The sequence below is a fragment of the Glycomyces buryatensis genome (assembly GCF_004912275.1).
Lineage (GTDB): Bacteria > Actinomycetota > Actinomycetes > Mycobacteriales > Micromonosporaceae > Glycomyces > Glycomyces buryatensis.
The window spans coordinates 47,703-67,685 of the sequence record NZ_STGY01000042.1 but is presented as its reverse complement, the minus strand read 5'-3'; the positions used below and the strand labels follow the sequence as shown (position 1 = coordinate 67,685).

Below are 19,983 nucleotides of genomic sequence, written 5' to 3'. Positions count from 1 at the left end.
GACATGGGTCAGAAGATCACGTTCAATCTGCCCGACCTCGGTGAGGGACTCACCGAGGGCGAAGTCGCCGGATGGCTCGTCGAGCCCGGCGGCGAAGTGAAGCTCAACCAGCCGTTCGTGGAGGTCGAGACCGCCAAGGCCCTCGTCGAGGTCCCCAGCCCGTACGACGGGTTCCTCGCCGAGCACCACGCGCAGCCGGGAGACACGGTCGACGTCGGCTCGCCCCTGGCGACCTTCGAGGTCGAGGGCGAAGCGCCGCCCACCGACAAACCCGCGAAGGAATCGGGGGACAAGCGCACCCCGAACCTGGTCGGCTACGGCGCCAAGGAGCACGCCCCGAAGCGCCGCAAGCGCAAGTCCGGCGCCGAAGCGCCCGCACCGGTGGCCCAGGCTCCGGCACCGGTCGTGCCCCAGGTACCGGCTCCGGCTCCGGCCTCAGCTCCGGCGCAGACCGGGCCGGTCCTCGCCAAGCCCCCGGTGCGCAAACTCGCCAAGGACCTCGGCATCGACCTCGCCTCGCTGACCCCCACCGGGCCGCGGGGCACCGTCTCCCGATCCGACGTCGAGTCGGCGGCGCAGCCACCGGCGGTCTTCACCCCGCCGAGCCGCATCGCCCGCGAAGTCGAACCCGGCGGCGAGGAGCGCATCCCGATCAAGGGCGTGCGCAAGCTGACCGCGCAGAACATGGTGGCCTCGGCGTTCACCGCCCCGCACGCCACCGTGTTCCTCACCTGCGACGTCACCGCCATGATGGAGACGGTCGCCCAGTTCAAGGGCCGCCGGGAGTTCGCCGACGTCAAGGTCACGCCGCTGCTGCTGGTCGCCAAGGCCGTGCTGCTCGCCGCGACCCGCCACCCGATGATCAACGCGTTCTGGGACGAGGAGGCCGGGGAGATCGTCGTCAAACACGACGTCAACCTCGGCATCGCCGCCGCCACCCCGCGTGGACTGGTCGTGCCGAACATCAAGGCCGCCCAGCGCCTCAGCCTGGTGGAACTGGCCGCCGCGATCGGCGACCTCACCCGCACCGCGCGCGAGGGCAAGACCACCCCGGCCGACATGTCCGGCGGGACGTTCTCGATCACCAACGTCGGCGTCTTCGGCATCGACACCGGCACCCCGATCCTCCCGCCGGGAGAGTCGGCGATCCTGGTGTTCGGTGCCATCCGGCCCCAGCCGTGGGTCCACGAAGGGGAGATCGCGGTCCGCCAGATCACGACCCTTGGACTGTCCTTCGACCACCGGCTCATCGACGGCGAACTGGGCTCCCAGTTCCTCGCGGACATCGGCGCGTTCCTATCACGACCAGGGGAAACACTGCTCGCCTGGACGTGATCAAGGGCACCGATGATTCGTTGGCGGATCAAGGTTTTCGGTGTTGTAATTGAGGCACGGAAACAACGAGGAAACATACCTTCGAAGTTTTCGACCGCCGCGGACCGACGACTGGGAGTCGAGCATCGGCCCCGGCGGACGCCTCGATTCGAGGCCGCGAACTTATCTCCTCCCAATGGTGCGGTCGACAACGCCGAGTCTCCGCACCGCGAGACCCTCTCCAGGGGGTTCTCACACCGACCGGGCGCCGCGTTTGCCATGAGGGGTGGGCAAACTGCCGGCGCCCGGTCTTTAATCTCTCCCCACTCCATTTCGGTCCCATGCGGATCACGCGTCTTCCCCGCTCCGATGGCGATGCGGCGCAACCCGGATGTAACCCTGTCGAGTGAGAGCGTGCCCTGCTGCTGTACCGTGTGACGCGTCTGGCGTTCCCCCAAGACGCCGGGCCGAAAGCAGCATTGAGGAGCAGCCGTGACCTCCGAGCAAGGCAACACGCCTGAGCAGGGCGAGGCCCCCGACGACCGGGCCCGCGACACCGACGCCTCCCCTGAGCAGGGGTCGAATCCGCCTCCCGCCCCGGAGAGCGCCGAGCCCGACGACACCAACGCCGCGAGCGAACCGGCAGACGACGGCGAGAAGGCACCGCCCGTCGAAGACGAAGTGACGCAGGCGATCCCCACCTCCGCGCTGGCCGGTGCCGACATCCCCGCCGCCCCGGCCGCGGACGAACCGTCCGACCAAGTCGCTGCCGAGCCGTCCGACCAGAGCTCCGCCGACCAGGCCGCCGCCGAACCCGAGGCGCCAGCGCCCGCTCCGGAGCCCGAACCGGCCGCAGCGGAGCCCGCCGCGCCCGTTGAAGACGATGCGACGCAGGCGATCCCGACTTCCGCTCTCGCTGACGCGGACATCCCCGCCGCCCCGGCCGCCGACTCGGCCCCCGAACCTGAAGCGGCTGCCGAGCCCGACGTTCCCGAAGCGGCGGCTCCCGCCGAGCCGGAGCCCGAGCCCGCGGCCCCTGCGGTGGAACCCGAGCCCGAGGCGGCCCCGCCTGCCCCTGCGGCCGAGACCCCCGTTCCCGAACCTTTCGATGCCGATGTGACGCAGGCGATCCCGAAGGCCGCCTCCATGGACTTCGACATCCCGGCCGCTCCCGCCGCGGACGCACCCGCGCAGGTGCCACCGGTCGAGCCCGAGCCCGTGGCTCCCGCCGCCGAACCCGAACCGCACGAGTCCCCCGTCCCGAGCTTCGACGAGGGCGGCACGACCATCCTCCGGTTCAACCCGGGCGCGACTCCCGGCGAGATGCCCGCAGCCGAGGCCCCGTACCAGGACAACGAGCGCACCGAGGTCCTCCCGCCCCAAGGCGTCGGCGGCTTCAATGCGCCCGCTCCGTACGGCGAGGACCTCCAGAGCGGCGTCCCGGCCGACCAGGCCACGGCCTGGCCGTCCCCGCCGCCGAACCCGCTCGCCGGCAACGCCATGCCCCCGGCGGACCAGCAGCAGTCGTCGCAGCCGCAGATGCAGCAGCCCCAGCAACAGCAGCCCCAACAGCAGCCGCCGCAGGGTTACGCGCAGCAGCCTCCGCCGGTCCGGTCCGACGACACCCAGAAGCTCATCATCGGGCCCGCCAACCCGCAGAGCGAGCCGCCGGCCTCGGCCGTCCCCGGCTACGGCCCCTCGCAGCCCGGCTCGCCCCAGCAGCAGCCGTCCCAGCCCGGCATGGCCGCCGGCCAGTACCCGCCCGCCGGGATGCCCCCGGGACAGATGCCGCCCGGCGCGATGGGCACCGGCCAGCAGTACCCGCCGCAGGCCCCCGCCAAGAGCGGCAAGAGCTGGCTCATCCCCGGCATCGCGATCGCCGTCGTGCTCGTCCTCGGCATCGCCGTCGGCGCCTGGTTCATGTTCTTCCGCGGCCCCGCCTTCGAACCGGGCGGCTGCGTCACGAAGGTCAGCGAAGAGGCCGTCGAGCCGGTCGATTGCGCCGACGCCACCGACGGCGAGGACTTCGAGATCACCAAAGAGGTCGACAACGGCGCCGAGTGCAAAGAGGAAGAACGCGAATCCATGGAGTACGAAGGCGTCGTCTACTGCCTCACGCTCCTCGGCGAGGAAGAAGCCGAACCCGCCGAATAGCGGTCCACGTTTTCGCAGTTCACACCGGCTTTCGCAGGCCCTGGCCGGACTCGTCCGGACGGGGCCTGCCCCCGTGTGCGCGAGATAAGATCGCCCGATGTCCCAATCTCGCGTGCGCGCGGCCGAACTCGTCGGCCGCGGCTGGCTCAACACCGGCGGCCGCCGGCTCGAACTGGCCGACCTCCGAGGGAAGGTCGTGGTTCTTGATTTTTGGACGTTCTGCTGCATCAACTGCCTGCACGTCCTCGACGAACTGCGTCCGCTCGAAGAGAAGTACGGCGACGCCCTCGTCATCGTCGGCGTCCACTCCCCGAAGTTCGAGCACGAGAAGGACCCGGAGGCCTTGGCCGCCGCCGTCGAACGCTACGGCGTCGAGCACCCCGTCCTGGACGACCCGAACCTGAAGACCTGGGACGCCTACGCCGCCCGCGCCTGGCCCACCCTCGTCGTCATCGACCCCGTCGGCTACGTCGTGTCCACCATGGCCGGCGAAGGCCACGTCGAGGCGCTCGACAAGCTCATCGGCGGCCTGGTCGAGACCCACACCGCCGACGGCACGCTGAAGCCCGAGGGCACGCCGTACGTGGCCGCGCCCGAGGCGGAGACGACGCTGCGCTTCCCCGGCAAGGCCCTGCCCCTGCCCGGCGGCGACGTCCTCGTCACCGACTCCGCCCGGCACCGGCTCGTCCGCCTCGCCCCCGACCTCGAAACCGTCACCGGCGTCATCGGCACCGGCGAGCGCGGCCGCGCCGACGGCACCGAGCCGCAGTTCAATGAGCCGCAAGGGCTCGCGCTGCTGCCCGAGGACATCGCCGCCCAGGTCGGCTACGACGTCGTCGTCGCCGACACCGTCAACCACCTGCTGCGCGGCGTGCGCCTCGCAGACGGGACCGTCACCACCGTGGCCGGGACCGGCAGGCAGTGGCGCATGGACAACGGGACCGACGCCGCCCTCGAAGTCGACCTCTCCTCTCCTTGGGACGTCGCCTGGGACGGGCACTCGATCATCATCGCGATGGCCGGGATTCACCAGCTCTGGTACTTCAAACCGCTGTCGGGAACCGCCGCTCCCTACGTCGGCTCCACCGTCGAGAGCCTGAAGGACGGCGACATCCGGGAGGCCTGGATGGCGCAGCCCTCCGGCCTCGCGGTCGACGGTGAATTCCTGTGGGTGGTCGACGCCGAGACCTCCGCGCTCCGGTTCATCCACGACAAGCTGATCCTCACGGCAGTCGGCCAAGGGCTGTTCGACTTCGGGCATGTCGACGGCCCCGCCGCCGATGCGCTCATGCAGCACCCGCTCGGTGTCACCGTCCTCCCCGACGGCCGCATCGCCATCGCCGACACCTACAACGGCGCCGTTCGCTGCGTCGACCCGCACACCGGGGACGTGTCCACGCTGGTCTCCGGCTTGGCCGAACCCAGCGACGTGATCGTGCTGAACGGCGAGTTGGTCGTGGTCGAGTCCGCCGCGCACCGGCTGGTCCGGCCCGAGCCGGCGGAGTCCGCCGTGGACGGCGAGCACCATCGCGTCACCCGCAAGCGCACCAAGGTGGGGCCCGGCAAGCTGCGACTCGAAGTCCTGTTCACCGCCGCCGAGGGCCAGAAGCTCGACTACACCTACGGCTCGCCCATCTCGGTGACCGTCTCGGCCGACCCGCCGCAGCTGCTCGCCGCCGGGGCGGGACAGACGGAGGAACTCGACCGCGAACTCGAACTCGCCGACGGCATCGAACGCGGCGTCCTCCAAGTCGTCGCCCAGGCCGCCACCTGCGACGCCGAGGCCGAGCACCCGGCGTGCCACCTGACCCGCCAGGACTGGGGCGTGCCCATCGAGGTCGCCGAGGGCGGCACCGGTACGCTGCGCCTGGTGCTGCGCTCCTGATCCGTCCGGTGTGATCTGTGCCGAAACAGGTATTTCATCCCGTGGGCGCGTGTCATGAATCCGTGCAGCGCTCATGGCGCATTAGGTTGGCCTGATCGCACCCGATCACCTCAGGAGGAAGCTGTGACCGCCGTGGCGCAGGCCGAAGAACGTTACTCGGAGTACCAGCACTGGCTCGTGATCAATCCAGCCGACCAGATCGTGTCGGTGGGGCAGCTGCTCGCGCAGCAAGTGCGCACCCTCGAATACCTCACCCCCGAATACGCCGGTTCCCTCGCCGAGTTCGAACCGGACCTTTCGGGCCTTCGGCTGGGTTAGATTCCGGTCCCGGGACTCGACTGTGCAAGGCCCCGTGTCGGACGCGGACCACGCTGCGGCCATGCGTGCGGGCGATGTCGTGGTGCGCTGATACCGTCGATGTGTGGAAGCTTTCGAAAGGCCCTTCGGCGGCGATGAGACCGGCCCGGTCCAGGCGCAGATGCACCCCGCCTGGATCCGGATCATGCCGTGCAGCATCGAGCTGTTCCGCACCGTCCCCTCGCTCAGTCTGTTCCCCGCGAGCTGGTGGGCCGACGTCTTCCCCGACGACGACCTGTGGAACGAACCGGTCTGGTGCGATCCGGGCGATGTGGACGACTGGATCACCGAGGCCCGCGAGCACCATTTCGGCACCTCCGCGGAGGTGATCGAGAAGGAGGCCCGCGAGGAGTACGACCGGGCCACCGCCGAACGGAGCGAGCGCATTGCGACCTTCACCACTCACTGCGAGCGGGCCGGCCTGCCCGTGCCGCACACCGTCCGCGACCTGCTCGAATTCCTGCTCGCCTTGGGCCTGTACCGGGGCGAGACCCGCGACGGCCAGCTGTTCGTGGCCCCGCAGCTGTACATCAACCCGTTCGACGTCCTCGCCTTCGGCAAGCTCGAGGCGATCGAGGAAGCCGCCGATCAGCGCGGCGACCTCGAGGAACTGACCGCCATCGCCATTCGCAGGGTCGGCGGCGTCGAGTACGACTTCGACGACGAGGGCCACTTCGTCCTGCCCGGCGGCGGCAAGTCGGTGGAGGTCGAGCTCAGCCTCAACGAGCTGGGCGACGATGCCGGCGTGCCGGCGCAGGTCGTGCGTGGCATGCTCATGGAGCTGTCCGAGGACGGCGACGTCGCCTCCTCCTCGAATCTCGCCACCATTGCGCTGGACGAGGAGTTCACGCTCACCGCCTCCGACGATCTACTGGGCGGCTATCCTAATGACGAGCTGCTGCCGCCCGAGCACGCCTGAACAAGTCCGAGACCCAGCTCCCGCCCCACATTCACCCGGCGTTCACCTGATTGCCAACCCTCGTGCACCTCGATCGCATTTGATGAGTACAGGACACGTTAACAGCGGTTGAAATACGGTGATTGGAGTTTGCGTGCCAGTGAACGAGACCAGCGGCAGGACCGAAGTCCGCGCCCGCATCGCGCTTGACAGCCAGGCGGGCACTTCCGCCCCGGTCGAGACCGGCACGGTCATCGAGCTCGAAGGCGTCGACATCCACTACGGTCAGGTGCACGCCGTCCGCGGCGTCTCGCTGCCGGTGGCCCGCAACCAGATCACCGCGATGATCGGACCCTCGGGCTGCGGCAAGTCCACGGTACTGCGGTCCATCAACCGCATGAACGACCTCATCCCCGGCGCCAAGGTCAGCGGGAAGGTCACCTTCCACGGCAAGGACATCTACGCGCACGGCGTCGACCCGATCGCGGTCCGCCGCCACATCGGCATGGTCTTTCAGAAGGCCAACCCGTTCCCCAAGTCGATCTTCGACAACGTCGCCTACGGCCTTCGCATCAACGGCATGAAGGACAACCTCGCCGACCGGGTCGAGCAGGCCCTGCGCGGCGCGGCCCTGTGGGACGAGGTCAAGGACAACCTCAAGAAGAGCGCCCTGGCGCTCTCCGGTGGCCAGCAGCAGCGCCTGTGCATCGCGCGGGCCATCGCAGTGGAGCCCGAGGTCCTGCTCATGGACGAGCCCTGCTCGGCGCTCGACCCGATCGCGACCGCCCGCATCGAAGAGCTCATGAACGACCTGGTGCGCGACTACACGATCGTGATCGTCACCCACAACATGCAGCAGGCCGCCCGCGTCTCCGACTCGACGGCGTTCTACTCGGCCGACGTCGACGAGGCCGGCGAGCGCTTCGGGTTCCTGGTCGAGTTCGACGACACCCAGAAGCTGTTCTCCAACCCGTCCGACCAGCGCACCGAGGACTACATCACCGGGCGCTTCGGCTAGGGCCGAACAGAGAGCACAGCGGTTAAGACCGAACGAGAACACAGCGGCTAAGGCCGAATCGAGAAACGTAAAGCGGGGCCGCCCTCCTCAGGGCGGCCCCGCTTTCTCGTTCGTTCCCCGGCTTCGGCTTACAACTCGTTGCCGCACAGCAGGGCCGTGGTGCGGCCTTCAGGGTCGGGCAGCTCCCAGTAGAGGTTGCCGCCGCACGTCGCCTGCTCGGCGGCCTCCTCGTCGCTCAGGTCCGTCGGCTCGTCGAGCTCGACCACCCCGGTCGCCTCGTAGACGGCCTTGTCGGACGAGCAGTCGACGGTCCACCACTCGGAGGTCTTGTCGAAGCAGTCGCCCTCGGTCGGCGTCACCGGGACGCCTTCCGACTCGGCGTTGGTCTTGTCGATCGCCTCGATGCAGTACAGCGAGTCGAGGCCGCCCGAGGAGTACACGTAATGCCAGTTCGTCCACGGCTGGCCGGGGTGGTACGCACCGACGCTCTCGCCGCAGAAGTCGTAGACCGGCGCATTGTCGACGAGGTAGCCCTCGTCGTCCACCGCGATGTCGGAGACGTCGTAGGACTGGGCGGTGATCGTCCAGAACGCGTCCTCGGCGTCGCAGGACTCGGCGAGTACGAGGCCGTCCCCGTAGCCGTCGTCGGCGACTGCCGGCTCGTACGGCAGGCACTGGCCGACCTCGTCGCCCGCCTGGGGCTCCGACTCCTCTTCCTCGGGGGCGGTGCTCTCCTCGGCCGAGGGCGACTCGGAGCCGGCGGCCGCGGTCGGGTCGTCGGTGGGCTCGTCGCCCCTCAGGCCCAGGGTGACGAGCAGGATCGCACCCAGCACCACGACCGTGACGCCGATGATGATGCCGCCGATCATGCCGAGGTTCTTCTTCGGCGGCTGGGGCGCACCCGGCTGGGAGTACGGGTCGCTCTGCGGGTCGTACGGGTTCTGGTAGCTGTAGCCACCGGAGCCCGCCGGGCCGGGCGCGCCGCCGTATCCGCCGCTCGACTGGCCCGGCTGGTAGCCGAAGCCGGAGCCGGACTGCGGATCGGGAGTGGAGCCGTATCCGTTGGCGGGCGTCTGCGGGTCAGGTCCTGAGCCGTAGCCGTACCCGGGAGGCTGTTGCCCGCCGGGGCCCTGGCCGTAGTTGGGAGGGACAGTCATGTCCCCAAGTTATAGGGGCTCGGCGATCGCGACCAGGGATGGGACCGTCCTCAGTTAGAAACATCGCAGTCGATTCGGGCCCTGGAAACGATAGGTGATTTAGAGGGAGTCGGGGAGGATCAGGACGCGTTCGGTGGTGTAGTCGTCCATCGCGGACCGGACGCCCTCGCGTCCCACGCCCGAGCCCTTGACCCCGCCGTAGGGCATCTGGTCGGCCCGGAACGAGGGCACGTCGCCGATGACGATGCCGCCGACCTCGAGCACGCGGTGCGCCAGCATCGCCTGCGGCAGCCGGTCGGTGAACACCCCGGCCTGGAGCCCGTACCGCGAGTCGTTGATCGCCGCCAGGCCCTCCTCGAAGCCCTCGACGCTCTGGAGCACCAGCACCGGGCCGAAGACCTCCTCGCGCAGGACCCGCGCATCGGCGCGAACGTCTTGGAGCACCGTCGGCTCCAGCGTCGACCCCGACCGGGGCGTCCCTCCGCACAGCACCGTCGCGCCCTCGGCGATCGCGTCGCCGATCCAGCCCTCGACGCGCGCGGCCGCCTCCTCGTTGATGAGCGGCCCGACCTTGCACGCCGGGTCGTTCGGGTCGCCGGTGTCCAGGGCCTTGACCTTCTCCACGATCCGGTCCGCCATATCGGCGAACGCCGCGGCCTCGATGAACACCCGCTGCACCGCGATGCACGACTGCCCGGCCTGGTAGTTCCCGAACGTCGCGATCCGCTCCGCCGCCCAGTCCCGCTTCGGGTAGTCGGCCGCGACCAGCGCCGCCCCGTTGCCGCCCAGTTCGAGCGTCACGTGCTTCTCGGGCACGCGACGCCGGATCTGCGCCCCGACCGCGCCCGAACCGGTGAACGAGACGACCGGCAGCCGCGGGTCGTCCACCAGCTGCTCGGCGCGTTGATTGGGGACCGGCAGGACCGACAGCATCGCCGCGGGCAGGTCCGTCTCGGAGAACAGCGCCCCCAGATGCAGGGCCGACAGCGGCGTCGCCGGGGCCGGCTTGAGCACGACCGGGCAGCCAGCGGCGATCGCCGGGCCCACCTTGTGCGCCACCAGGTTCAGCGGGAAGTTGAACGGCGTGATCCCCAGGACGGGGCCGCGCGGGAAGCGCCGCACCAGCGCCAGGCGGCCCTCGGCGCCGGGGTCGGTGTCGAGCCGCTGCATCTCGCCGGAGAAGCGGCGGGCCTCCTCGGCGGCCCAGCGGAACGTGGAGACCGCGCGGCGCACCTCGACGCGCGCCCACGTGATGGGCTTGCCCGATTCGGCCGTGATGAGTTCGGCGCACGTCTCGGCCTCCTCGTCGAGGCGGCGCCTGACGTGGTCGAGCGCCTCGGCGCGCACGTGCGCGGGCAGGGCGGCGCATTCGGCCGCGATCCCGGCGGCGGCCGAGACGGCGGCCTCCACCTGTCCGGACGTGGCCCATGACGCCGCGCCGACGGGCGAGTCGTCGAAGGGGTGGGTGACGAAGAATTCCTCTTCGCCGTGCTGTGGACGCCCTGCCACCCAGATCGGCGATACGGGACGGAGACGTTGCGACATGACTCCAGCCTAGAGCTTCGCGAGCGACCTTGGCCCGCTTGCCGGGGCGTCGAACCCAATTGAGGGTTCTTGCCTTCACAGTGCATGATGGGGCCATGAGTGAACAGCAATCAGGTGCGGGGTATCCGCAGCCCACGCCCGGCCAGCCGCAGCAGCAACAAGGCTACGGGCAGACCCCGTACGCCTCTCCTCAAGCGCAGTACCAGCAGCAGCAAGCCCAGCAGCAGCAGTACGCGGCCTATGCCCAGCAGGGCCCGTCGCTGTTCGACAAGTTCGGCCTGCCCGCGATGCCGGGCATCCTCGCCGTCTCCGGCCTGGCGGCGGCGGTGCTCGGCGGTTTGATCGCCGGGTTCAGCGACGGCGGCGAGTTCTCCGACGGTCCCACCGTCATCGCCGGCTGGGCCTCCGGCAACCTGGGCGGGAGCATGACCGGCGGTCTCGTCGGGCTGGTGATGCTGCTCGGCCTGACGGTCTTCATGGGCGAGAAGCTCCAGAACCTGTGGAAGCTCGGCGCCATCGCCATCGGCGCGCTGTTCCTCGCGGACTTCGCGTACGCCATCGCGAGCCTGCCCGACGGTGACGGTGCCGGCGACGCCGCGGGTTGGATCGCCGCTCTGCTCGTCATCGGTGCTTACGGTGCGCTCGTCAGTGCCGTGTTCATGGTGCCGGCGTCGGGAGCCGCGCCGAGGACGGCCGCCCCGGCCGCGCCGCAGGCTCCGGCGGCCCCGCAGGGCTACCCGACCGGCCAGGTGCAGCCCGGCCAGCCGCAGCAGCCGGGTCAGCCGCAGCAGGGCCAGCAGTGGCCCCAGGCTCCCCAGCAGTAATCAGGAAGCGAGTAAAAGGACGCAAGGCAGCCGAAGGGCGGGGCGACCATCTGGTCGCCCCGCCCTTCGGCTGTATGTATGAGAATCCCTGCGCTGGAACTGAGTGAGAATGCCGAGGAACTCGCCCCGGCAGACCGGCGGACGACGTCGTCCGCCGCGGCCTCCGGAATCGAGGACACGACGAATCGCCCCAGTGGGTCACGCTGGATTTGTGGATTGCAGGTGTCGGTCGGGCACGCCCTCCTGCGCGCGGGCCGTCCTATCAGACGGTCGGCGGGCAGGCTAACTGCTTCTTGGGCGGGATCCAGTCCTCTTCGCGGACGTCGTCATCGTCCGACTCGTACCGCTCGGCATAAGCGGCGTAGGGGTCCGGTTCCTCCTCATGCTCCTGAGGCTCAACGTCCTCACGACCACCGGAGAGCTCGCGTTCGAGCGCCCGTATGTCGGTGTTCGGAGCATGGTACTTGAGCTTCCGGGCCACTTTGGTCTGCTTTGCCTTGGCTCGGCCTCGCCCCATATGGCTCGACCCCCTCGCACAGAAATCATCGGGGCAGCCAGTCAGGCGCCCCGGAATGCTTGCAATCTCTTCGTGGCTCCTACGGTACAACCTCGCGGTGCTCGGTTGCATCCCGGCCCATGAGTTGGATGCCACAGATTACCGACGGGGGCGTCCAGACGGGTACGAACGACCGCCCGCATAGTGGGAGCGACGGCTCCACTATGCGGGCGCGGGGGTGTTCGAACGGATTCGGATATTGAGCGTAAGGGCGCTGCGAACCTTTAGAACAGGCGCACGCGCTGGAGCCGGCCCACCGCGGCCATGCGCTCCTCGGCGATCGCGTCGGCGGCGGCCACCGGCGTGGTGCCCTCCCCCTTGGCGCGCTCCAGGATCCGGGCCGTGGTCGCGAAGATCTGCTCGGTGCGCCGCTTCGCCCGGTCGAAGTCGAAGGCGCCGTCGTACTCGTCGGCGACCTGGATGACCCCGCCGGAGTTCACCACGTAGTCCGGGCAGTACAGGACGCCGGTCCGGTCCAGTTCGAGGGCGATGCCCGGCTCGGCCAGCTGGTTGTTCGCCGCGCCGCACACGATCTCGGCGTCGAGGGTCTTCAGCGACTGCTCGTTCAGGGCCCCGCCCAGCGCGCAGGGGGCGTAGACGTGGAGTCCGGAGGCGATGAGCTCGTCGGCGTCGGCCACGAGCTTGACGTTCGGGAAGTGCTCATAGGTCCATGCGCGGGCCGCGTCCGAGACGTCGCAGGCGACGATGTTCGCCCCGGCCTCGGTCAGGTGCGGGATCAGGTGCCGTCCGACCTTGCCGAGCCCCGCGATGCCGACGGTCTTGCCGGCCAGGTCCTCGGTGCCCCAGCGGTGGCGGGCCGCGGCCCGCATTGCCTGGAACACCCCGAAGGCGGTCAGGATCGAGGAGTCGCCCGCGCCGCCCGCCTCGGGCGAGCGCCCGCTCACGTGCCGCGTCTCGCGCGCCACCTGGTCCATGTCCTCCACATAGGTCCCGACGTCGCAGGCGGTCACGTAGCGCCCGTGCAGGCTCTCCACGAAGCGGCCGTAGGCCCGCAGCAGGGCCTCGCTCTTGTCGATGGCCGGGTCGCCCCAGATGACGGCCTTGCCGCCGCCGTGGTCGAGCCCGGCGATCGCGTTCTTGTACGCCATGCCCTCCGACAGGTGCAGGACGTCCCTCAGGGCCTCGTCCTCGGAGGCGTAGGGGTAGAAGCGGGTGCCTCCCAGGGCCGGGCCCAGCGCGGTGGAATAGATCGCGATGATCGCGCGGAGTCCCGAATCGGGGTCGTGGCAGAACACGACCTGCTCATGGCCCGATTCGTCGAAGATGCTCATGGCTTGCTCCAGTTCAAAGAACGGCTCGCGCCCAGGCCGGGTCGCGGCCGAGACGTGCTGGCGTAGCGCGGGTATGCCTACGTCCTCATCTTATGACTGTGGAAGTATCTGCCTCGTGTACGCACCGAACGCGTCGTATCTGCGTGTCTACGAGCCGGCGGGGGCTTTTGTAGATGCCGACTACTGGCGCGCCTACGCCGCCTCCGGACGCGCGGTCGACATCCACGAGGGCCCCCGGGTCCGGCGCGAGGCGCTGTACGAGCGCATCGGGTGGCCGTGGCGGAGCGTACCGGCCTTCGGACGCGACGCGTACGTCATCGACCGCGGCGAGGCCGACCCGCTCATCTGCCCCTGGAACCTGCGCTACCGCATCGCCGCCTCCGCCCTCGAAGTGCGGCGCCTGACCCCCGAGGCCGTCGCCGAGGCGCTCATCCCGCCCGAGTTCCTCGCCTCCGCCACCGAAGTGGTCGCCCACGACGAGGGCTCCGACCGCCGCGAGGCCCCCGCCGACGCCCACGAGCAGGTCGCCTCCTGGTCGGTCCCGCTGCGCTGGTTCGCCTGCGTCAGGCCCGAGGACCGCCAGCTCGTCATCCACCCCCGCGCCACCTGGCTGCGCTACCGCACCCCCATGGCCCGCGCCCGCACCGGACTCGTGGTGGCCCGCAACCTCGTCCGCGCCGAGTTCGGCGAGGGCGCCGACCTCGCCGAGGCCCTGGCCGAGACCCGCGACTGGCTCGACGGCTTCCACCACGACTCGATCGTCGAACTCGACTACGGCGGCATCGTCTCAGGCCTGGACTACGAGGAGCTGCGCCGCGAGGACTCCGTCGACCTCACCTGGGAGTCCCTGGACTACCTCGGCGCGGGCGACGTCGAGTCCGCACAGGACTGCTACATGAAACTGATCGAGCGCTGGCGTGATCGTCGTCTCACCGAGCGTTTGAACTGAGCCCGAAACACCTGCGCACAGCCCCCGCCACCTTGCGTTTCCTGTTTGGAGTGATCACTCGGATGAGTGACGCGACCGGAACGTCCACACAAAATCGGCCGTTCGGACTATGTCGGACATCTGTTACAGCACGGACGATTAGAGAAGGAACCAATCGAGGCTACGGAACCCGGTGATTCCACGCCCGTCTGTGGAGGAGAACGAACGATGACGACAGACTTGAACCTTCCGGTTGAAACAGAGGCCCTGCTCACGCCTTCTGAGGTTGCCGCGATGTTCCGCGTCGACCCCAAGACCGTCACCCGTTGGGCCAAGGCCGGCAAGATCTCCGCGATTCGCACGCTCGGCGGCCACCGCCGCTACCGCGAATCCGAGATCCGCGCCCTGATCAACGGTGACATCCCGACTCAGCGCGAAGCAGCCGAGTAAGCAACAGCACGGCCTTTAGCGGCACAGTGGGAACCGGCCGGACCACCCTTCCGGCCACGCCCACCATCCGAGACGCTGACGCGGGCCCTCCCTCAGGGCCCGCGCCCGCCGAACCAGTCGAGGACCCCGAACCCCTTCGACCCCTCGCCCCAAACCCCCCTGAACCCCCGCATCCGGTGCGCCCCCGAACCCCTCGGCCCCATATCGAATGCGCCCGGCGCCCGTTCGGCCGCCGTTCGCGATGTGCCGGCGGCAAAGCCATGTCAAGGTTGAGGCGTGTCGCGCAAGAAGAGCCTCGCCGTCTCCGCCGTCGTCGCCGCGGTGGTCCTCGCCCTCGCGCTGGCGGTGCCCTTGCTGAACAAGGCCGTCGCCCCCACCGTCGACGTCGGCGGAGAGACCTTCACGCTGTTCGAGGTGACCATCACCGCGCCCGCCGAGGTCCACATGCGCCCCGGGTACTACCAGCCCGAGTCCGGCCGCGTCGAATTCCTCGTCGGTGACGCGGAAGTGGCCATCGCCGTGGCCGAACCGTACGAGTTCGACGCCGACTACCTGGCCGCCGAGATGGCCCGCCTGCTCGAGGTCCAGCCCGGCGTCCAGCTCACCGATAGCCGCCCCTGCACCGCCTCGGGCGTCGCCGGGTCCGGGCGCAGCTTCGTCACCGAGACCGGCGCGGGATTCGCCTGCGCCTTCGTCCACGACCAGGTCCGCGCCGAGGTGACCGCGACCGGCGCCGCCCTCGACGAGTCCACCGTCGACCGCATCGACGCCCTCATCGACGGCATCGCCTTCGGGGAGGCCTGATGCGCCTCGACCCCACCAGCCCGCCCCAGTGGACGGCCGCGCTCTTCATCGCCGCCGCCTCGATCCTGTTGCTGTACAACACCCTCCCGGTCGGCTTGGCCTATCCCAGAGCGGGCACCTGCGCCCTGCTCCTGTTCTCGCTGTTCGCCCTCCCGTTCTGGTGGCTGCGCCGCCGCCTCGCCGAACACCTCTCGGTGCCGGGCGCGGCGCTGGCCGTCGTCGCCGTGTGGGGCGCGACCGTCGCGGTCATGACGTCCCTGTACGGCTCCAACGCGGTGCGGGGCCTATTGGCGACCGCGGGCGGCCCCGCGTGGGCCGGGCAGTGGTCGCCGGTGCTCGGGGCGCCGGTGGTCGAGGAGGTCGTCAAGGCGGCCGGGGTGGTGCTGGGGGTCGCGATCGTGTGGGACCGGGTCCGCGGCGTCCTCGACGGGGTCGTCCTGGGCGCGTTCTGCGGCGTGGGCTTCCAGATCGTGGAGGGCTACGCCTTCGCCATGTCCAGCACGGTCCTCAACCGGGCCGGCGACGTGGTCGAACCGGTCGTGGCCGTGTTCGTGGTGCGCGGGGTGCTGGCGGGGCTGTGGAGCCATGCGGTGTTCACCGCCATCGTCGGCGCCGGGATCGCCTATGCCGCAACGAGGAAGACCCGGCGTTCGGGGTGGGTCGCGGCGGCCTCCCTGGTGGGGGTGATCGCGCTGCACGCGCTGTGGAACTCCCCGCTGGGCCGCGACGGCTTCGGTCTCGGCGCCGTCGGCGTCCTGGCGGCGGTGGCGGCGAAAGGGCTCCCGGCGGTCCTGATCGTCGTCTGGATCATCCGGTGGGCCAAGCGCAACGAGGCGCCGGCAGCGGCCCTCTCAGGCGCTGCGGAGGGGTTCGCGGACGAAGAAAGAGGCCGCCCTCAGGCGGCCTTACGAAGCGGCGAGAACGAGACGGTGCCGCCGAGATCTGAGCGCGCGGTACCTCGGCGGCATCGTCGTTGCCCGGTCGCGTCCGTCGCTCAAGGCGTCCGCTCCCATCCTGATCCGCTTTCTGGCGGCCGGTCCGCGGTCGACGCGACGGTAATTGGCGCGAGCCGCGTCGTCGTGTTCCTGGCCAGCCGCACGGGGGCGGATCAGGTCGGTAGGCGATTCGGCTCTGGCACCGGCGGTGAGCACGGACAATAACTTTCGTCCGTCCGGTGCTTCACTGTATGAGCAGTGAAGTTCGACCCAGAGCCGCCGACTCGAAATAATCGGCGCCGACCGAGCATCGTGAAGTTCTCTCAATTCCAACGTAGCAGTGGTGGCGGCCCTTGTCACGCGCTCGGCAACTCGAATTGCCCCGATTCGTCGGTACCTACCAGGCCGTCCGATATGAGCTGGGAAATCGCCTCGTCGAGCATCCTCGAATCGGGCCAGACGGCGTCGATTCGCTCGCGCGGGACGGGCCCGTCGGCGTCCCGGAGGAGCTTCATGACCTCACCGCGGACGTGCCGGTTGGTGCCGGTGTATCGCTGCCGTTTGCGGCTGGGACCGGGCGGGATCTCCTGGCCGGCGAAGCCGCACTCGGCGGCCACCGGGCAGACGCCGCACTCGGGTTTGCGGGCGGTGCACACCAGCGCACCGAGCTCCATGAGCGCCACCGACACCCTCGCGGCCGCCTCGGCGCCGTCGGGGAGCAGCGCCTCGGTGGCGGCCAGGTCGGCCTTGGTGGTGGCGGTCCCGGCGTCGGCCGCGCCGCCCAGGCGCGCGACCACGCGGCGGACGTTCGTGTCGACCACGGGATGCCGGGCACCGTAGTGGAAGACGGCCACCGCGGCGGCGGTGTACACCCCGATGCCGGGCAGACGCTCCAGCTCGGCCGGGTCCGAGGGGACGGAGCCGTCGTACTTCTCGGCCACGATCCGGGCGCACTCCTGGAGGCGCAGGGCCCGCCGCGGGTAACCCATCCGGTCCCATTCGCGCAGCACGTCGGCGGTGGGCGCGGCGGCCAGGTCGGCCGGGGTCGGCCAGCGCCGCATCCACCGCTCCCACACGGGGGCGACGCGCGCGACCTGGGTCTGCTGGCTCATGACCTCCGAGACCAGGACGCCCCAGGCGGTGGTGCCCTCCTGGCGCCAGGGCAGGTCGTCCCCGCCGCGGCCCTGATCTTCGAACCACGGCAGGAGGCGCTCGGACAGCACTTCGGATGTCGGCATGGCCCCTATTGTCCGCGTGTAGTTCCCCCGATCGCCTCGGAGGGTGCGTTAGCGTCCCGACGTGCAGGGTTTTCGGGGCAAGTTGGTGAAGGGCTCGGAGCCCGAGGCGGTCTACTGGAAGCGGCGGGCGATCGTGGCGGGCGCGGTCCTCGCGCTGATCATCGTGGTCGTCGTGGCGGTCGGAGCGATCGGCGGGGACGACGGCGGCTCGGCGACGGCCGAGGGCGATGCCGAGGCCCAGGAGTGGGCCACGCCGTCGGTCGATTCGACCCTCAAGCGCCCGACCGTCCCGTCCGAGGCGCCCCCGTCCGAGCCGAGTGAGTCGGCGTCCTCGGCTGAGCCGGTGGTGCCGGTCTGCACGGCGGACGATCTGATGCTCCAGGTGGTGGCGGCGTTCGACCAGGCCCGTTCCGGTTCACCGGTGCCGGTGAGCGTGCTGGTGGCCAGCGGCGCGGACGCCGCGTGCACGGCCGACCTGGGCGGGGTGTCGATCGAGCTGGCGGCCGGGGCCGACGTGGTGTATTCGAGCGCGCACTGCACCCCCGCGTCCGCGAAGCCGGTCGAGCTCGAGGACGGCAAGGGCCAGACCGTCGAGTTCGAGTTCGACGGTCTGGCCTCGGAGCCGGGCTGCGCGGGCGACCGGCGGCAGCTTCCGGCCGGGGACTACGAGTTGAGCGCTCACCTGGGCGAGGCGGCCTCTCCGGTGACGGCGATCGAACTGACCTGACCGGGCGCGGGCTCGGTCGTGGGCACCAGCGCGGTGAGGACCCCGAGGACCAGGACCAGGTAGCAGGCGCCGGTGACGACGACGGTCGCGGCGATCGTGACGCCGGTCTTCTGGCGGGCGATCTGGTAGGCGATGAGGCCGGGGATGACGAACCCGAGGATGTAGTGCGAGTACAGCGACGTCTCGGTGTGCTGGACGATGAGGAACAGCCCGGTCTGGAGCAGCACGCCGGTGAGGACGGCGGCGGCGAAGAGCCGTTTGCCGTACAGGATCATCAGGCGCCGCAGACCGATGACGATGAGGGCGGTCGCCACCGTCATGCCGATGACCACGAGGGTCTGGGCGGCGTTCATGAGCAGGCTGATGGCGAGCCAGCCGGGCGTGATCATGCCGCCGGGCGACAGGTTCGTGGTCAGGTAGCAGACCAGGGAGAAGAGCAGCCCGACGGCGAGGGCCATGACGGCGACCTCGGGCTGGAGGACGGTGCCGGTCATCGCGGGCCCGCCTGGAACTCGGTCAGCGGCTGGAAGCCGTTCGCGGTGACCGGGAGCGGGAGGTCGCCGACGCCGGGGAAGGGCCTAGCGCCGTCCGCGCCGGCGGGGTGGTGCGAGAGCTGTTCGATGAGGGCTTCGCCGTGTCCGTGGATATTGCCGACGGCGGCGATGGAGGCGCCGCTGGGGATGTCGGCCATGACCGCTTCGAGGAGCCCGGGTCCGGCGTTCAGGTCGCCGTGGTCGATGACGGTGTCCTGCCAGCGCGGCGGGACGGCGACCTTGGCGGAGCGGGTGGGGCCGCCGATGAGGATGACCTTCTCGGGGGCGACGAGGGGGACGAGGGCGCCCATCTGGCCGTTGCGCTCCATGCGGTCGGGTCGGCAGTTGACGACCATGTAGAGGGGCCGTTCGATGGCTTCCTGCTCAAGCAGCTGTCGGATGTTCATGAGGGTGGATTCGGGGTCGTTGGCGGCGAAGACGTTGGCGAATCGGATGGTCTTGCCCGCCGGGCGATAGGTTTCGACGCGCAGGACGCCGGGGTCGGGCGGGGCGGCCCACATGCCTTCGAGGGCGTCGCGGCGGTCGATGCCGAGGAGTCCGGCGACGGCGAGGGCGATGGCGACGTTCTCTTTGAAGGTGATGTAGTCGAATTTGGACATCTCGGCGTCGGTGACGGATTCGGGGTCGACCAGGCGCAGTCGGCATTGTCGTCTGCGGGCCTCGTGGCGCAGCAGGTGGAGGCGTTCGCGTTCGGCGGTGACGCAGATGCCGCCGACGGGCATGGACCGGGAGAGGGAGCGGGCGACGTCGTCGAGGGTCGGGCCCATCTCCTCGAGGTGGTCTTCGCGGACGTTGCACAGGACGCCGATGGTGGACTGGATGAGTTTGGTCTGGTTGATCTCCTGGTTGGCGGGGAGGATGGCCATGCATTCCATGACGAGGGCGTCGGGGCCCAAGGCGGCGGCGCGGCGGACGACGCCGAGCTGTTCGATGACGTTGGCGATGCCGAATTTGCGGCGGATGGGTTCTTCGGTGGCGTCGGGGTGGATGAAGCGGGCGGCGGTGCCGGTGGTCTTGGCGACGGTGACCATGCCGCCGCCGCGGAGGGCGCCGGCGCACAGGCGGGTGATGGAGCTCTTGCCGCGGATGCCGTTGACGAGGACGCGGTGCGGGATGGAGCGGAGGTGTCGGTAGTGGCGTCGCTGCTCGATGGCGCCGGCCGCGGCCAGTGCCAGGCAGGAGAGCGACACGCAGCAGTAGAGGAACAGCATGCTGAGTCCTTTGGCGGTGAGGGGGCCTGCGTGTGTCGCCCGTGCCGGGGAGAGTTGCACACGCGCCGTCGGACGGCGCGGCCCATATTGAATTTCGTCAATATTCGATTTCACCGGAATATAGCAGATACCGCAT

General features: G+C 69.9%; 19 protein-coding genes. 12 read left to right on the top strand and 7 right to left on the bottom strand.

All coding sequences use genetic code 11. The annotated features are described in order from the left end of the window. Positions 1-3: 3 nt before the first annotated feature. The 6 genes from FAB82_RS10710 (at position 4) to pstB (ending at position 7,626) form a co-directional block, all read left to right on the top strand. On the top strand, positions 4-1,335 hold the full coding sequence (locus FAB82_RS10710; protein WP_136534535.1) for a dihydrolipoamide acetyltransferase family protein: 1,332 nt from the start codon (positions 4-6) through the stop codon (positions 1,333-1,335). Between the two features lie 471 nt (positions 1,336-1,806). After that, positions 1,807-3,468, top strand: coding sequence for a flagellar basal body-associated FliL family protein (locus FAB82_RS10705; RefSeq protein ID WP_136534534.1), 1,662 nt, complete (start codon positions 1,807-1,809; stop codon positions 3,466-3,468). Positions 3,469-3,565: 97 nt separating this feature from the next. Then, positions 3,566-5,353 carry an NHL domain-containing thioredoxin family protein gene (locus FAB82_RS10700; protein ID WP_136534533.1) on the top strand — a complete coding sequence of 596 codons (1,788 nt, stop codon included), beginning with the start codon at positions 3,566-3,568 and terminating at the stop codon, positions 5,351-5,353. Positions 5,354-5,476: 123 nt separating this feature from the next. After that, positions 5,477-5,671, top strand: a complete 195-nt coding sequence (locus FAB82_RS10695) for a hypothetical protein (protein WP_136534532.1) — start codon at positions 5,477-5,479, stop codon at positions 5,669-5,671. A 103-nt stretch (positions 5,672-5,774) separates the two neighbouring features. Then, positions 5,775-6,629, top strand: a complete 855-nt coding sequence (locus FAB82_RS10690; RefSeq protein WP_136534531.1) for a DUF6042 family protein — start codon at positions 5,775-5,777, stop codon at positions 6,627-6,629. 178 nt (positions 6,630-6,807) lie between these two features. Next, positions 6,808-7,626 (top strand): phosphate ABC transporter ATP-binding protein PstB, encoded by an 819-nt coding sequence (pstB, locus tag FAB82_RS10685; protein WP_342799445.1) that lies wholly within the window; start codon positions 6,808-6,810, stop codon positions 7,624-7,626. 128 nt (positions 7,627-7,754) lie between these two features. Here the strand turns inward: pstB and FAB82_RS10680 are convergent, their stop codons facing one another. Continuing rightward, complete coding sequence (locus FAB82_RS10680) at positions 7,755-8,783, bottom strand: hypothetical protein (protein WP_136534529.1); 1,029 nt, start codon at positions 8,781-8,783, stop codon at positions 7,755-7,757. Between the two features lie 99 nt (positions 8,784-8,882). Next, positions 8,883-10,328, bottom strand: a complete 1,446-nt coding sequence (locus FAB82_RS10675) for an aldehyde dehydrogenase family protein (protein ID WP_136534528.1) — start codon at positions 10,326-10,328, stop codon at positions 8,883-8,885. A gap of 95 nt (positions 10,329-10,423) precedes the next feature. On the opposite strand from FAB82_RS10675, the gene FAB82_RS10670 reads away from it, so the two are divergent. Next, positions 10,424-11,152, top strand: coding sequence for a hypothetical protein (locus tag FAB82_RS10670; protein WP_136534527.1), 729 nt, complete (start codon positions 10,424-10,426; stop codon positions 11,150-11,152). 262 nt (positions 11,153-11,414) lie between these two features. Here FAB82_RS10670 and FAB82_RS10665 read toward each other — a convergent pair whose 3' ends face one another. Beyond that, positions 11,415-11,669, bottom strand: coding sequence for a DUF3073 domain-containing protein (locus FAB82_RS10665; protein ID WP_136534526.1), 255 nt, complete (start codon positions 11,667-11,669; stop codon positions 11,415-11,417). Positions 11,670-11,932: 263 nt separating this feature from the next. Beyond that, a complete protein-coding gene (locus tag FAB82_RS10660; RefSeq protein WP_136534525.1) occupies positions 11,933-13,000 on the bottom strand; it encodes a Glu/Leu/Phe/Val dehydrogenase dimerization domain-containing protein in 1,068 nt (355 codons plus the stop codon). A 115-nt stretch (positions 13,001-13,115) separates the two neighbouring features. On the opposite strand from FAB82_RS10660, the gene FAB82_RS10655 reads away from it, so the two are divergent. The 4 genes from FAB82_RS10655 (at position 13,116) to FAB82_RS10640 (ending at position 16,342) form a co-directional block, all read left to right on the top strand. Beyond that, positions 13,116-13,949, top strand: a complete 834-nt coding sequence (locus FAB82_RS10655) for a DUF8083 family protein (RefSeq protein ID WP_136534524.1) — start codon at positions 13,116-13,118, stop codon at positions 13,947-13,949. A gap of 207 nt (positions 13,950-14,156) precedes the next feature. Beyond that, positions 14,157-14,378, top strand: coding sequence for a BldC family transcriptional regulator (locus FAB82_RS10650; RefSeq protein WP_136534523.1), 222 nt, complete (start codon positions 14,157-14,159; stop codon positions 14,376-14,378). Positions 14,379-14,654: 276 nt separating this feature from the next. Continuing rightward, complete coding sequence (locus FAB82_RS10645; protein WP_136534522.1) at positions 14,655-15,182, top strand: hypothetical protein; 528 nt, start codon at positions 14,655-14,657, stop codon at positions 15,180-15,182. Further along, positions 15,182-16,342, top strand: coding sequence for a PrsW family intramembrane metalloprotease (locus FAB82_RS10640; protein WP_136534521.1), 1,161 nt, complete (start codon positions 15,182-15,184; stop codon positions 16,340-16,342). Before FAB82_RS10645 ends, FAB82_RS10640 begins: the two co-directional genes overlap by 1 nt. Before the next feature lie 131 nt (positions 16,343-16,473). On the opposite strand, the gene FAB82_RS10635 is transcribed toward FAB82_RS10640, so the two are convergent. After that, complete coding sequence (locus tag FAB82_RS10635; protein ID WP_136534520.1) at positions 16,474-17,355, bottom strand: HhH-GPD family protein; 882 nt, start codon at positions 17,353-17,355, stop codon at positions 16,474-16,476. Positions 17,356-17,416: 61 nt separating this feature from the next. Between FAB82_RS10635 and FAB82_RS10630 the strand changes: the two genes are divergently transcribed. After that, positions 17,417-18,082: a hypothetical protein gene (locus FAB82_RS10630; RefSeq protein ID WP_136534519.1), complete on the top strand. Its 666-nt coding sequence runs from the start codon at positions 17,417-17,419 to the stop codon at positions 18,080-18,082. Here the strand turns inward: FAB82_RS10630 and FAB82_RS10625 are convergent. Then, positions 18,034-18,576, bottom strand: a complete 543-nt coding sequence (locus FAB82_RS10625; protein ID WP_136534518.1) for a poly-gamma-glutamate biosynthesis protein PgsC/CapC — start codon at positions 18,574-18,576, stop codon at positions 18,034-18,036. The genes FAB82_RS10630 and FAB82_RS10625 overlap by 49 nt on opposite strands. Continuing rightward, positions 18,573-19,847, bottom strand: coding sequence for a poly-gamma-glutamate synthase PgsB (gene pgsB / locus FAB82_RS10620; protein WP_136534517.1), 1,275 nt, complete (start codon positions 19,845-19,847; stop codon positions 18,573-18,575). The genes FAB82_RS10625 and pgsB overlap by 4 nt, the downstream gene beginning before the upstream one ends. Between the last annotated feature and the right edge of the window lie 136 nt (positions 19,848-19,983).